The 13,279-nt window shown below is 66.5% G+C and carries 11 protein-coding genes and 2 pseudogenes; 6 read left to right on the top strand and 7 right to left on the bottom strand.

Going from position 1 to position 13,279, the window contains the following annotated elements; genetic code table 11:
- The 3 genes and pseudogenes from ACE3O8_RS09890 to gmk all read left to right on the top strand — a co-directional run.
- Positions 1-308, top strand: a pseudogene (locus ACE3O8_RS09890) (class II fumarate hydratase); the annotation flags it as partial.
- Positions 309-312: 4 nt separating this feature from the next.
- A complete protein-coding gene (locus ACE3O8_RS09885; RefSeq protein ID WP_374389275.1) occupies positions 313-2,016 on the top strand; it encodes a serine hydrolase domain-containing protein in 1,704 nt (567 codons plus the stop codon).
- Between the two features lie 57 nt (positions 2,017-2,073).
- A complete protein-coding gene (gene gmk, locus ACE3O8_RS09880) occupies positions 2,074-2,712 on the top strand; it encodes a guanylate kinase (protein ID WP_374389273.1) in 639 nt (212 codons plus the stop codon).
- Between the two features lie 33 nt (positions 2,713-2,745).
- Here the strand turns inward: gmk and ACE3O8_RS09875 are convergent, their stop codons facing one another.
- From ACE3O8_RS09875 to ACE3O8_RS09855, 5 genes are all read right to left on the bottom strand, one after another.
- Positions 2,746-3,888: an acyl-CoA dehydrogenase family protein gene (locus tag ACE3O8_RS09875; protein WP_374389271.1), complete on the bottom strand. Its 1,143-nt coding sequence runs from the start codon at positions 3,886-3,888 to the stop codon at positions 2,746-2,748.
- 158 nt (positions 3,889-4,046) lie between these two features.
- The gene (locus ACE3O8_RS09870) at positions 4,047-7,175 is read right to left on the bottom strand and encodes a TonB-dependent receptor domain-containing protein (RefSeq protein WP_374389269.1); all 3,129 of its coding nucleotides are present in this window, start codon (positions 7,173-7,175) and stop codon (positions 4,047-4,049) included.
- Positions 7,176-7,304: 129 nt separating this feature from the next.
- Complete coding sequence (locus tag ACE3O8_RS09865; RefSeq protein ID WP_374389267.1) at positions 7,305-8,516, bottom strand: CaiB/BaiF CoA transferase family protein; 1,212 nt, start codon at positions 8,514-8,516, stop codon at positions 7,305-7,307.
- Positions 8,492-9,667: an acyl-CoA dehydrogenase family protein gene (locus ACE3O8_RS09860; protein WP_374389266.1), complete on the bottom strand. Its 1,176-nt coding sequence runs from the start codon at positions 9,665-9,667 to the stop codon at positions 8,492-8,494. Before ACE3O8_RS09860 ends, ACE3O8_RS09865 begins: the two co-directional genes overlap by 25 nt.
- A gap of 10 nt (positions 9,668-9,677) precedes the next feature.
- On the bottom strand, positions 9,678-10,187 hold the full coding sequence (locus ACE3O8_RS09855) for a MaoC family dehydratase (RefSeq protein WP_374389264.1): 510 nt from the start codon (positions 10,185-10,187) through the stop codon (positions 9,678-9,680).
- Between the two features lie 144 nt (positions 10,188-10,331).
- Here ACE3O8_RS09855 and ada point away from each other — a divergent pair, with 144 nt between their 5' ends.
- The 3 genes from ada (at position 10,332) to ACE3O8_RS09840 (ending at position 12,647) form a co-directional block, all read left to right on the top strand.
- Entirely contained in the window at positions 10,332-11,372 is a 1,041-nt protein-coding gene (gene ada, locus ACE3O8_RS09850) for a bifunctional DNA-binding transcriptional regulator/O6-methylguanine-DNA methyltransferase Ada (RefSeq protein WP_374389262.1), read from the top strand.
- 14 nt (positions 11,373-11,386) lie between these two features.
- Positions 11,387-11,830 carry a DUF6265 family protein gene (locus ACE3O8_RS09845; protein WP_374389260.1) on the top strand — a complete coding sequence of 148 codons (444 nt, stop codon included), beginning with the start codon at positions 11,387-11,389 and terminating at the stop codon, positions 11,828-11,830.
- Positions 11,831-11,903: 73 nt separating this feature from the next.
- Positions 11,904-12,647, top strand: a complete 744-nt coding sequence (locus ACE3O8_RS09840) for a class I SAM-dependent methyltransferase (RefSeq protein WP_374389258.1) — start codon at positions 11,904-11,906, stop codon at positions 12,645-12,647.
- A 53-nt stretch (positions 12,648-12,700) separates the two neighbouring features.
- On the opposite strand, the gene ACE3O8_RS09835 is transcribed toward ACE3O8_RS09840, so the two are convergent.
- Positions 12,701-12,973, bottom strand: coding sequence for an ATP synthase F1 subunit epsilon (locus tag ACE3O8_RS09835; RefSeq protein ID WP_374389256.1), 273 nt, complete (start codon positions 12,971-12,973; stop codon positions 12,701-12,703).
- Positions 12,973-13,279 (bottom strand): annotated as a pseudogene (locus ACE3O8_RS09830) (F0F1 ATP synthase subunit beta); the annotation flags it as partial. The gene ACE3O8_RS09835 and the pseudogene ACE3O8_RS09830, both read right to left, overlap by 1 nt.

The raw sequence follows: 13,279 nt of genomic DNA, 5'->3' as shown, positions 1-13,279 counted from the left end.
AGCCGCTGATCGGGGCCAATGTGCTGCGCGCCATCGACCTGCTGGCGGTTGGCATGGCGAGTTTCGCGGAACGGTGCGTGGACGGGCTGGAGCCGAACCGGCCCCGGATTGCAGAGCTGCTGGAGCGGTCGCTGATGCTGGTGACGGCGCTGGCGCCGGAGATCGGATATGACAAGGCGGCCGAGATCGCCAAGCTGGCGCACAAGGAGGGCGTGACGCTGCTGGAGGCAGGATTGAAGCTGGGCCTTGTGACGGAGGCGCAGTTCAGGCGACTGGTGCGGCCGGAGACGATGACAACTGGGGGGTAGGTGCATGGACATCGCAAGGCGGGGGCTGCTGGCGGCCGGCGCGCTGGCCGGGGGGATGGTACTGGCGCGGCCGGTACTGGCGGCGGGCCTGCCGGTGCAGGTTGGGGCGGACAGCGCGAGCCCGGCCTTTCGGGCGGCCTTCGAGCGGCTGGTGGCGTTCGCGCGCTCCGAAATCGAAGCCTGGGGGTTTCCGGGGTTGAGCCTGAGCCTGCTGGGCGTGAACGGCGAAGTGGCGACGGCGGGCATCGGATTCGCCAATCTGGATGTGCGCACGGCCGTTACCACGGCGCAGCTGTTTCAGATCGGCTCGATCTCCAAGAGTTTCGTGGCAGTGGCGCTGCTGCGGCTGGCGGATCAGGGAAAAATCGACCTGGACCGGCCGATCCTGTCCTTCGCGCCCGACCTTCCGGTGGAAGATGCACGCGTGACGACGGCGCATGTCATCAACCATGTTGCGGGCTTTCCCGGCAATGCGCCGCCGTTCCCGCATGAAACGGGCGGGAAGCTGTGGTCGGGCACGGTTCCGGGGGCGCACTTCCATTATTCCAACAGCGGCTACGACATGCTGGCCCTGCTGATCCAGCGGGCGACCGGGATGGCCTTCCCCACGGCCATGCGGCAGCTGGTGTTTGCGCCGTTGGGCATGGAGGCTTCGGAACCGGTGATCCGCACCAGGGATCGCGCCCTGTTCGCCAGCGGGTATGGGCCCCTGAAATCGGACCGCGCCTGGTTCCCGGGGGACCGGCTGGTTGAAGGAAGCTGGGTGGATATCGAGCGGGCGGCAGGATCCGTTGCCGCCACGCCGGGCGACATGGCGAAATGGATGCGCTTCATCAGCGCCTGCGCGACGGGGGCGCCGCAGCCGCTGCTGTCTGCGGCGTCGGCGCGGCGGTTCACGTCTCCGGCGGTGGCGGCCCCGGATTTCGGGGCGGATGCGAAATATGCGATGGGGCTGGCCGGCTTCGCCATCGACGACGGGCCGGTTCTGCATCACACGGGCGGGATGATCACCTTTTCGTCCGCGATGACGGTGGACGCCGGCCAGGGCGGCGGCTGCTTCGCCAGCGTGAACTTCACCGGCTTCGACGGATACCGGCCGCGCCGCGTGACGGCCTATGGCGTGCGGCTGATCCGTGCGCTGGCGGCGGGGACGGCGCTGCCGGATGCGCCGGAGGCGGCGGCGCTGCCGCCCGTTGCCGAGCCGGGCAATTTCACCGGGCGCTGGGTGTGGCCCGACGGAGTTGCCATGACGATCGAGGCGCGCGCAGGCGGGCTTGTGGTTTCAACGGCCGGCAGGACGGCACGTCTGCGGCCCGATGGCCCGCGCAGTTTCCGGACCGACTATCCCCATATCCCGACGGACCGGCTGGATTTTGAAGGGGAAAGGGGCCGGGCAGAACGGCTTTGGTGGGGCAGCGCCCTGCTGGGGCGCGATGCCGCGGTGCCGCAGCAGCCGAGCGACCCGAAGCTGGCGGCGCTGGCGGGGCGCTACATGTCGAACGATCCGTGGGTGGGTTCGGTGGTTGTGCTGGCACGGGGCCAAAAACTGCTGGTGGAAGGCTTTGGCGAACTGGCGCCGCATGCCGATGGCAGCTGGCGGTTCACCGACCCGGAACTTTCGGCCGAACGCGCCTGGTTCGATGCGACGGTGAACGGGCAGGCGCAGCGGTTGAGCCTGTCCGGAGAGCCGATGATCCGCCAGAGCTGACGGCAGACATCGGGGCAAGCGCTTCCCTAAGCGGCCGGCATGTTCTAGTCGCTTGCCATGTCGATTCCCGGTGCCCGCCGCGGGCTGATGCTCGTTCTTTCCAGCCCGTCCGGTGCGGGAAAGACCACCATGACCAAGCGCCTTCTGGCGACCGATCCGCAGATCTCGCTGTCGGTTTCGGCGACGACGCGCAAGCCGCGCACGGGCGAGATCGATGGCCATGACTATCAGTTCGTGAGCCAGGACCAGTTCGACCACATGGTGCAGACCGGGCAGTTCCTGGAATGGGCAACCGTGTTCGGCAACCGCTATGGCACGCCGCGCGGCCCGGTGGAGACGGCGTTGAGCGAGGGCCGGGATATCCTGTTCGACATCGACTGGCAGGGCACCCAGCAGCTTCGGCAGAGCCAGGCGGGGGGCGACCTGGTTTCGATCTTCCTGCTGCCGCCCAGCCTGGAGGAACTGGAATCGCGCCTCAGGACGCGGGCGGCAGACAGCGAGGATGTGATCACCCAGCGGATGAGCCGCGCGGCCGACGAGATCAGCCACTGGGCGGAATATGATTATATCCTGGTGAACGATGATCCCGGCCAGTGCCTGCACGAGATCCGATCCATCCTGACGACCGAGCGGCTGCGGCGGGAACGCCAGCGCGGGCTGGCCGGTTTCGTGCGGGATCTTCTGGCCGGCGAATGAGGGCAGGGGGCGCAGGCCCCCCGCCCACGTTCGTCAGATGCTGCGGCCGATCAGTTCCTTCATGATCTCGCTGGTGCCGCCATAGATGCGCTGCACCCGCGCGTCGCGCCACAGGCGGGCGATCGGATATTCGTTCATGTAACCCGCGCCGCCGTGCAGCTGCAGGGCCTTGTCGCAGATTTCCCACTGCAGCTCGGTGTGCCACAGCTTGGCGGCCGCGCCTTCATAGGCATCGAGTTCGCCGGCCATGTGCTTCTTCAGGCAGACGTCGAGGTGCGCCCAGCCCACTTGCAGCTTCGATTTCAGGTCTGCGAGCACGAAGCGCGTGTTCTGGAAATCGAGGATCGGCTTGCCGAACGCCTTGCGGTCGCGGACGAAGTTCACCGCTTCGTCGAAGGCGCGCTGGGCCCCGCCCATGGCGCCCACCGCGATGGAGAGGCGCTCCTGCGGCAGCTGGCTCATCAGATAGATGAAGCCCTGGTTTTCGGCACCCAGGCAGTTGGTGATCGGAACGCGGCAATCCTCGAAGAACAGCTCGGACGTGTCGGCCGAATTCTGGCCGATCTTGTCGAGGTTGCGGCCCTTGGAAAAGCCCGGCGTGCCGGTATCGACGATGATGAGGCTGGTGCCCTTGGAGCCTGCCTCAGGGTTCGTCTTTGCGACGACGATCACCATGTCGCAGTTCTGGCCGTTGGTGATGTAGGTTTTGGAACCGTTGATCACATAGTGGTTCCCATCCCGGCGGGCGGTGGTGCGCACGCCCTGAAGGTCTGATCCGGCACCGGGTTCCGTCATGGCGATGGCGGTGATGCACTCGCCAGAGATCATCTTCGGCAGATATTTCGCCTTCTGCTCATCCGAGCCATAGTTGACGATGTAATCCGCGACGATGTCCGACTGGAGCGTGATGCCTGCCGACGAGCCGAGATAGGCCAGTTCCTCGTCGATGACGGCGTTGTAGCCGAAATCGAGGCCGAGGCCGCCGAACTCTTCGGGGATGGTGGGGCACAGCAGCCCGGCTTCGCCGGCCGCGAGCCAGAACTGGCGATCGACGAGGCCGTCCTCTTCCCACCGGTCGAGGTTGGGGACGAGGTGCTTGTCGAAGAATTTGCGAACCTGATCGCGGAAGGCGTTGTGATCCTCGTTGAAGGCGGTGCGGCGGCTGATATCGAGCATGTCAGTGTCTCCTCTTGGATGCTGCGATGCCACATGCCGGCGCGTTCGCCACCTGTAGGGGTGGGGAGGGTGGAGCCGAACGGCTGCGTGCCAAGTGGCGCGCAAATGAAAAGGGCGGGGCACATGCCCCGCCCTTTCCCTGTTCACCGGGCTGTCGCCTAGAACTTCAGCTGGGCGCCAACATAGAAGAAGCGGCCCGTGTTGGTGTAGGGCGCGCCGGCTTCGGTGCCGAGCAGGTCGTAGGGCGGCAGCGCATCGAAGGCGTTGTCCACGCCCACGAACAGTGAGTGGTCGCCGATTTTCCCGTCGATGCGGAAGTCGTGGTAGGTGTAGGTTGGGTACCAGACCTTCGGGAAGTTGTCGGCGTTCGTCGGCGGACGATCCTGCTCGGAGAGCATGGTGCCGTAGTTCGGCGAGATCGTCATCTTGTCGATGTAGCGCAGCGTCCAGACGAAATCGATCGCCTTGTAGCCCAGCGTCATGTTCAGGCGGGCGTTCCATTCCGGATCGCCGAGCGTGCCCTTGATGCGGGTGCGGCGATTGGGTTCGGTGACCGAGGTGAACTGGTCACGCCCGAGCAGCCAGGCAACCGTGGCGCGGGCCGACAGGCGCCAGTCGCCCTGGCTGGGGTAGGTATAGGCCAGGTCGAAGTCCACGCCCTCCGTCGTCTGCCGCGCATAGTTGAACGGCCCTTGCAGGAAGGAGTTGCCGGTGGTGGCGAAGTTCGCCTGACCGCCCCCGTGCAGGACGTTCTGCTGGCCCGCGAAGGTGCCGTTCGGATTCCGCGTGATCGCCTTGCAGAACTGGTTGTCGATGCCGTCGGGGCTGTCGTAGCACTGGTTGATGATGGTCTGTGCGCCGATGGTGACGATCACATTGTCGATGTCGATGTTGTAGTAATCGACAGAGAGCGTCAGGCCGGGCACCCAGCGCGGCTGGAACACGCCGCCGACAGTCCAGCTGGTCGAACGCTCTTCTTCCAGCTCCGGGTTGCCGCCCGACAGGCCGACGATCCCGGAAGCAGGACGGTTGGTGAAGGGCTCGGTGGTGGTGGTGCCGCCCACCGCGAAGGTTTGCGTGGTCGGCACGCCGGCGGCCGCGCAGTTCGCCACCCGGTTCGGGTTGGCGTTGATGTTCTGCTGGCCGCAGGGGTCGATCAGGCCGTTCAGGAAGGTCTGCGCCGTCGATCCGAACAGATCCGTCTGGGTCGGCGCGCGGACGGCCTTGGCATAGCTGGCACGGAAGCGGGCATCCGGCACCGGGGCCCAGATGGCGCCGATGTTATAGGCCCAGACCGTGCCGGTGTTGCCAACATTGTAGTTGGACACGCGGGCCGCGCCTTCCAGCGACAGTTCATGGAAGAAGGGCATGTCCGCCAGGATCGGCAGGCGGATTTCGCCGAACCCGTCCCAGACTTCCAGCTTCGGCGGATCAAAGGTGGCGATGGCGTTCAGGAAGGTTCCGCCGCCGGCCGTGAACGGATCATAGGCGGAGAAGCTGTTTTCCTGCCGGTATTCGGCGCCCAGCGCAAAGCCGATGGGGCCGCCCGGCAGCTCGAACCATTTGCCGGAATCGCCCGACATGAAGGCAAGCGCGTTGAACTGTTCGGCCCACTGCTTCCGGGTGGATTCATGAACGATGTAGTTCAGCGCCGCGGGCGAAGGCTTACCGATCCCGAACAGGTTGATCGGCACACAGGCCGGGTCGTCGTTGGCGGGGTTGGCATCCGCATTCACGGCGCAGACGATCTGGTTGGCGCTGTTCAGCACGGCATTCACCGAACGGGTGAAGTTCGCGAGGTTCACGTTTCCGCGCGTGCGGTAGAAGGTGTCCGCGTGGCCGTAGTTCAGCGACACTTCGTAGCGCCAGGTGTCGAGGAAGTTGCCCTCAAGGCCTGTCACGATGCGATAGACATCGCGCTGGTGGTTTTCGCCCCGGCCGCCGAAATCGATGTTGAAGCGCTGCATGGTGAAGCCGGTGGCGCCGGGCGCCAGGCTCTGCACCAGCAGGGCGCGGGCCTGCGGGGTGAGGAAGGGGTTGTTGATGGAGAAGGTGGGGTTCAGCGCGCCTGAGGAGAAGGTCGGCTGCCCTTCCTGGATCGCTTCCGAGCGGACGAACTTGCCCTCGAAGAAGACGCGGGCGGCATCGCTGAACTCATAGGATGCGAGCAGGTTGCCGGTGTAGTTCGTCTGGCCGACCTGGAGAAGGCCGGTTTCGCGCAGCGTGGAGCCGGACCCGCCCTGGAAGTTGCCCGAGCCATAGGGGCGGAAATCCATCGTGCCCGTGTTCTTCACCAGCGTGCCATCCGGCGCGAACACGAAGATGTTGCCAAGCTCGGTGTAGTTCAGCGTGCCGTCTGCATTACGTGACGTGGGCGACAGCACACCCGAGCAGTTGAGAGCCCGACGGTCTGCCGAGCCGGTGCAGACGGAGGTGATGGCGCCGCCGGTGGAAATGCCGGCATTCTTGATGCCGGACAGCAGCGTCGTATCGGAAATGCCGTTGCCGGCCGCCGGCTCCGCCGTGTTGTTCAGGCCGGAGAAGGTGGTGTTCTCTGTCAGCTGGAACTGGCGGCGGCCGGAAAAGGCGCCCGTCTGCCCGTCGCGGTCGGAGAAGAACAGGGGCGGTGCCGAGCTGATCCCGACATTCGCGGCGATATTGCCGCGGCCGTCGGCGAAGTTCTTCCCGGCCGTGACGCTGAGGTAATAGTTTCCGCGATCGAAGCGCGAGGACACACCGGACTGTGCCCGGATTTCCAGCCCTTCATAATCCCGCTTGGTGATGAAGTTGACGACCCCGGCAACGGCGTCGGAGCCATAGAGGGCGGAGTTGCCGCCAGTCACGACATCGACGCGCTCAACCAGTTCCGACGGGATCGTGTTCACATCGACCGTCTGCTGGCCCGGCTGGGACGAGACATGGCGGCGACCGTTCTGCAGCACCAGCGTTCGGGACGTGCCCATACCGCGCAGATCCAGCGCGCTGATGCCGGCGGTGCCGATGAAGCGGCCGGAATTCTGCGTGCTGTAGGTGGGGCGGAACTGCGGCATCAGGTTCAGCGTGTCGCCCAGCGACACTTCGCCGGTTTCCCGCAGTTCCTGCGCGGTGATGGTGGAAATCGGCACCGCGGAATCGAGATTCGGGCGCGCGATCCGCGAACCCGTGACGACGATCATTTCGTCGGCGGTGGCGCCTTCCGCAGCGGCGGTGGCGGGTGCGGCCTGGGCGAATGCGGGCGCGGACGCGACGGCGGCCAGCGAGGCGCCGAGCAGAAGGAGTGAACGCATGGATTTTCCCCGAATCTGTCTGTCAGATGAACGAGGGATGGGGCAGGCGCGCCTGTCAGGAAAGTGTCATGTTTCGGTCCGGTTGGATTTACCGCAAATCCTGTTGCCGATTTGACACAATGCGACGGATCAGACCGTTCCCGAGGCCGTGAAACCTGTGATCTCGGCGTCGGAATAGCCCAGGTCCCGCAGCAGGGCCTGCGTGTCTTCCCCCAGTTGCGGCGCGGCACGCGCCGGCAGCCGCCGGCCATCCAGACGGATCGGATTGGCCAGCATCCGCAATTCGGCCTCCTGCGGATGCGGCACCTGATCGATCATCTGCTCCGCAACGGCGAAGGGGTTCTCCAGCGCCTGCCGGATGTCGTTGACGGGGGCGACGGGGCAGACGCCGCCCAGCAGGCTGAGCCAGTGGGTGGTGGGGGCCGTTTCGAAGATGCCATCCAGTTCGGCGGTCAACGCGTCGCGGTTGGCGAGGCGGGCGGCGACGGTGGCAAAGCGCGGATCTTCGGCAAGCCTGGGGGCGCCGATGGTCTCGACGAGGCGGCTCCAGAATTTGGGGAGCTGCGCCATCACGAACAGCCAGCCGTCTGCGGTGCGGAACAGCTGCGACGGTGTGACGGAGGGGTGGGCGGATCGCGGCGCCCGGCCGGTAACGTCGCCCCGGTTCAGATACCAGGTCGCGGGATAGCTGGTCTGGTGCAGGGCGGCGTCGAACAGGGAGATGTCGTAGTCGCGCCCCAGCCCGGTTGTGCGTGCGTCGAGAAGGCCGGCGAGCGTCGCCGTCGCCAGCATCTGGCCGGTCATATAGTCGACCATGGAAAGCCCGAAACGGGTCGGCGGCTGGCCCGGCTCTCCGGTGACGGAGAGGAAGCCCGTTTCGGCCTGCATCAGATAGTCATAGCCGGGCCATGCGGCGCGTTCATTGTGGCGGCCATAGGCGGAGGCGTGGACGCAGACGATGGCGGGCCGGATCGCGCCGAGCGCGGCATAGTCGATCCCAAGCTTTGCCGGCTGGTCACCCCGGGCGTTGTTGGTGACTGCATCGGCCGTCGCCACGAGCCGGTGCAGGATATCCCGCCCGGCGGGCGATTTCAGATCCAGCGTCAGCGACCGCTTGTTGAGGTTGAACGTCTGGAAGAAGAGGCTGTCGTGCGGGCCGAGGAAATGGGGGCCGGTGTCGCGCGCGCTGTCGCCGCTGCCCGGCGGCTCGATCTTGATCACCTCGGCGCCCAGCTGGGCCAGCATCATGGTGCCATAGGGGCCGGCGCCATAGGCCTCGACCGAGAGGATGCGGACACCCGACAGCGGCAGATGCATCAGGCCGGGTTCCGCTTGACCCACTGGCGGGCGACGATGATGCGCTGCATTTCGTTGGTGCCTTCCCCGATGATCAGCAGCATGGCGTCGCGGTAGAAGCGCTCCACCTCATAATCCTGGCTGAAGCCATTGCCGCCATGGATACGCATCGCTTCCTCGGCATTGTCTCGCGCGGCCTCGGATGCGAAATATTTCGCCATACCGGCTTCCATGTCGCACCGTTCGCCCCGGTCATAGGCGTCTGCCGCGTCCAGCGTGAGGAGGCGGGCGGCGCGGGCGCGGGTGACCATTTCGCCCAGTTTCAGCTGGATTGCCTGATGCTCGGCAATGGGTTTGCCCATGGCGCGGCGCTGCTGGGCGTAGGCGGTGGCGAGGTCGAGTGCGCCTTCGGCCATGCCCACCCCGCGGGCGGCCACATTGATGCGGCCCAGCTCCAGCCCGCCAGTTGCCTGATAGAAGCCCTGGCCTTCCACCCCGCCGATCAGCTGGTCCGCGGGGATGCGGACATTGTCGAGATAGATGGGGCCGGTATCGATCGCGCGATAGCCCATCTTGGGCAGCTTGGCTGGAGTGGAGAGGCCCTCGCGCGGCTTGTCGACGATGAACAGGCCCATCCCGGCGTGGCGCGGCTGGGCGTCCGGGTCTGTGCGGGCGAGGAGGGCGACGACATCGCCATTCACGGCGTTGGTGATCCAGGTCTTCTGGCCGTTCAGCACATAGTGATCGCCGTCGCGGCGGGCGGTGGTGCGGATGCCCTGAAGATCGGTGCCGGCATCCGGCTCGGTCAGGGCGAGGCCGCCGCGCAGTTCGCCGCTGGCGAGTTTCGGCAACCATTTCGCCTTCTGCTCGGGCGTTCCGGCGCGCTCGATGGCGTGGGCGAGCATCAGGTGCGAGTTGAAGATGCCCGTGGGCGCCATCCAGACGCGGCAGATGGCGGCGACGATCTTCACATAGGTGGTGGCCGGCAGGCCAAGGCCGCCCCATTGCTGGCCGATCGTGGCACCGAACAGGCCCAGATCCCGCATCTGGTCGATCAGATGTTCGGGATAGACGTCGTCGATGTCATGGCGTCTGGCAATCGGTTTCAGCTCGCGCTGGGTCCAGCGGTCGATGCTGTCCAGAAGCTGGGCTTCGAAAGCCGGGTCGATCGGGCGGGGGGCTGTGGCGGTGGCCATCGCGGACCTTTCAGAGGCTGTCGGGGCCATGGCCCCGTTTCCACACCAGCATGGTGCGCAGATAGGTGCAGATCACCGCGCCATGCTGGTTCCGCCCCGTGGTACGGATGGTGACGATGCCCTGCGCGGGGCGCTTTTCGCTGTCGCGCAACTCCGTCACTTCGCTTTCCGCATACAGCGTATCGCCATGGAAAACGGGGTGGGGCAGGCGGATATCCGTCCATCCCAGGTTGGCGACGGCCTTGGCGCTGACATCGGACACCGACATGCCGGTGAGGATGGCGAGCGTGAGGGTGGAGACGACGAGCGGGCGGCCGAACTCGGTTTTCGCGGCATATTCATGATCGAAATGCAGCGGGTGGCTGTTCATGGTGAGAAGGGTGAACCATGTGTTGTCCGCCTCTGAGATTGTGCGGCCGGGGCGGTGTTCATAGATGTCGCCCACGCGGAAATCCTCGAACCAGCGGCCCTGGCTTTCCCGATATCTGCCCGGGGCGATCTCGATTGCGGCGTCGCGCATGGGGTTCCCTTCCGCGATCACGAAAGGACGGGCGGCCGCGCCTGTCAACACTGGCAGATGTGGGATTGACTGCAAGAAGCGGGGCGCATGCGCCGGGCTTGACCGGCCACGATCCGGGCGCAAACTGATGCGGAAGGATCCGGAATGGCGATGAACGTGACGGAACAGGATTGGCGCGACCTGGCCGTGGAAGCGCGCGACCGGGCGGCGGACGGGCGCGTGTGGTTCGGCGTGGTGACAACCGGCATCTATTGCCGGCCCAGCTGCCCGGCGCGGACGGCCCGGCGCGAGAACCGGCGCTGGTTCACCAGCCCGGATGCCGCGGAAGCCGCCGGCTATCGGGCCTGCCTGAAATGCCGGCCCCGGGAGATCGGGGTGGATCCAGTCGCGCGGGCGTGCCGGCTGATCGAACAGGCGGAGACCATGCCGTCGCTTGAGGACATGGCCGCTGCCGCAGGGCTGTCCCCTTTCCATTTTCATCGCCGCTTCAAGGCGGAGACCGGCGTGACCCCGCGCGCATGGGCGGCGGCGGCACGGGCGGCGCGGCTCCAGGCCGGGCTGACGGCAGGCTCCAGCGTGACCCAGGCGATCCATGGCGCGGGCTATGAAAGCGCGGGCCGGGCCTATGCGGAGGCCGGGGAACGGCTGGGGATGGCGCCCCGGCGGGTGCGGGCGAAGGGCCTGGGAGAGCGCATCCGCGCGGCCGTCGCCATGACGTCGCTTGGGTGCCTGCTGGTTGCGGCGACGGATGTTGGTGTCGTTCGGATCGCCTTTGGTTCGGAAGCGGAGCTGATGGACGGCCTGAGGCGGGATTTCGCCCGCGCCGAGATCGTGACGGGAGATGCCGCGTTCGGCGCGACCGTTTCAGCCGTAGTGACGCTGGTGGAAGAGCCTGCCCGTGCAGGCAATCTGCCGCTGGACATCAGGGGAACGGCGTTTCAGCAGCGGGTATGGGCGGCGTTGCGCCGGATACCCGCGGGCGTGACGGCGACCTATGCCGAGATTGCCGAGGCGATCGGGGCGCCGAAAGCCGTGCGGGCGGTGGCAGGCGCCTGCGCCGCCAATGATCTGCTGCTGGCCATTCCCTGCCATCGCGTCGTGCCGGCGGCGGGCGGAACCGGTGGCTATCGCGGCGGCGCGGACCGCAAGGCCGCGTTGCTGGTGCGGGAAAAGCGGCTGTACTGAAGGAGGAGGGCGCGATGCTGCGTTGGCTGTTTCTGGGGCTGGGCATCGCGGCGTCGCCGCCGGCCGCCCAGTCGACCGACAGCCTGGGCTGGATGGCCGGGGACTGGGTTGAGGTTGGCGCCGATGGGCTGACGGAAGAGAGCTGGCTGCCGCCGCGCGGCGGGCTGATGCTGGGGATGAACCGCGCCGGCAAGGACGGCGGGCGGCTGTCCTTCGAGTTCACCCGCATTGCCGACGGGCCGGATGGACGGCCCGTGTTCCATGCCCAGCCGGGCGGCGCGTCGCCATCCGCCTTCCCCGCTGTTGAGGTGAGGGTGCAATCGGTGACGTTCGAAAACCGGGCGCATGATTATCCGCAGCGAATCCGTTACTGGCGGGATGGCGACCTGCTGATGGCGGAAATCAGCCTGGCGGATGGAACAAGGCCGGTTCGCTGGCGGTTCGGGCGCAGGCGCTGACGAGTGGCGTTCATCGAACGGGCGTTGAAGGGCGCGCCCATGTCCGCGAGGGCGAGAGGGAAGGGAGACTGACATGAAGCATCTGATCCTGGCCGCACTGATGGTGGCGGCCCCCGCCGTGGCGCAGATATCGGCGGCCGATGCCGTTTCGGCGCCGGGGAGGGCCCCGGCCGACGTGGCGCTGGATGCCGGGCGGAAGCCGGCGGAGATGCTGGGCTTCGCGGGGCTGAAGCCGGGGGATCATGTGTTCGACGTGATGGCGGGCGGGGGCTATTACAGCCGCCTGGCTGCCGCCGTGGTGGGGCCAAAGGGGGCGGTGTTCGCCTTCGTGCCGGATTCCTATCTGAAGGACGCGAAGGTTGCGGCCGGGTGGGAAGCGACCATTTCGGCCGCCCCGCAGGTGAAGGTGGTGAAGGGCGTGCCCGACAGCCTGGCCTTTCCCGCCGGGCTGGATCTCACGCTGTTCCACCTGACCTATCATGATCTCTACTGGGAGAGCGAGAAATATGGCTATCCCCGCTCGGACCCGGCCAAGTTCCTGAAGAGCCTGTATGCCGCCACGAAACCCGGCGGACGGGTGCTGGTGGTCGATCATGTGGGCAGCGCTGGCGTCGACCCACGGGTTGAGGCGGAAAAGACGCACCGCATCGACCCGGCTGTCATTGAACGGGATTTTCCCGCTGCCGGGTTCCGGCTGGTGACGCAGTCCGACCTGTTGCGGAATCCGGGCGACGATATCTCGAAGCTGGTGTTCGACCCCACAGTGCGGGGCAAGACGGACCGGCGCGTCTGGCTGTTCGAGAAGCCGGCTTCATGAGGGCCGGGCAGGTGGCCGGCTGCCCCGGCACAAGGCCGGGGCAAACCTGATCCTCAGTGGGTCGTCACCGGCTCCAGCTTTTCAGCGAGGATGGTGAGGCCCTTTTCGGAGACTTCCGCGAAGCCGCCTTCGACATGGATGCGTTCCGGCGCAGCGCCGGCCGACGCATAGATCGCGATCTCGCCCGGGCGGATCGTGCTCATCATCGGGGCGTGACCGGCGAGAACGCCGAAATCACCGTCCGTACCGGGGACGACGACCATATGGACCGGGCCGGAGCGGACGAGCCGCTCCGGCGAGACCAGTTCGAAGTGGAGATCGGCCATCAGGCGGCCTCTGCTGCCAGACGCTGGGCCTTTTCGACCGCCTGCTCGATGGTGCCGACCATGTAGAAGGCAGCTTCGGGCAGATGATCATATTCGCCGTTGGCGATCGCCTTGAAGCCCTTGATCGTGTCCGCCAGCTGCACGAACACGCCGGGCTGGCCGGTGAACACTTCGGCGACGTGGAACGGCTGGCTGAGGAAGCGCTGGATCTTCCGCGCGCGGGCGACCGTCAGCTTGTCCTCTTCCGACAGTTCATCCATCCCCAGAATGGCGATGATGTCCTGAAGAGACTTGTACTTCTGCAGG

Origin of the sequence: Sandaracinobacter sp., from assembly GCF_041909755.1 — a bacterium.
Classification (GTDB): domain Bacteria; phylum Pseudomonadota; class Alphaproteobacteria; order Sphingomonadales; family Sphingomonadaceae; genus Sandaracinobacteroides.
The sequence above is the reverse complement of the archived record's forward strand: the minus strand, read 5'-3'. Positions and strand labels throughout refer to the sequence as shown.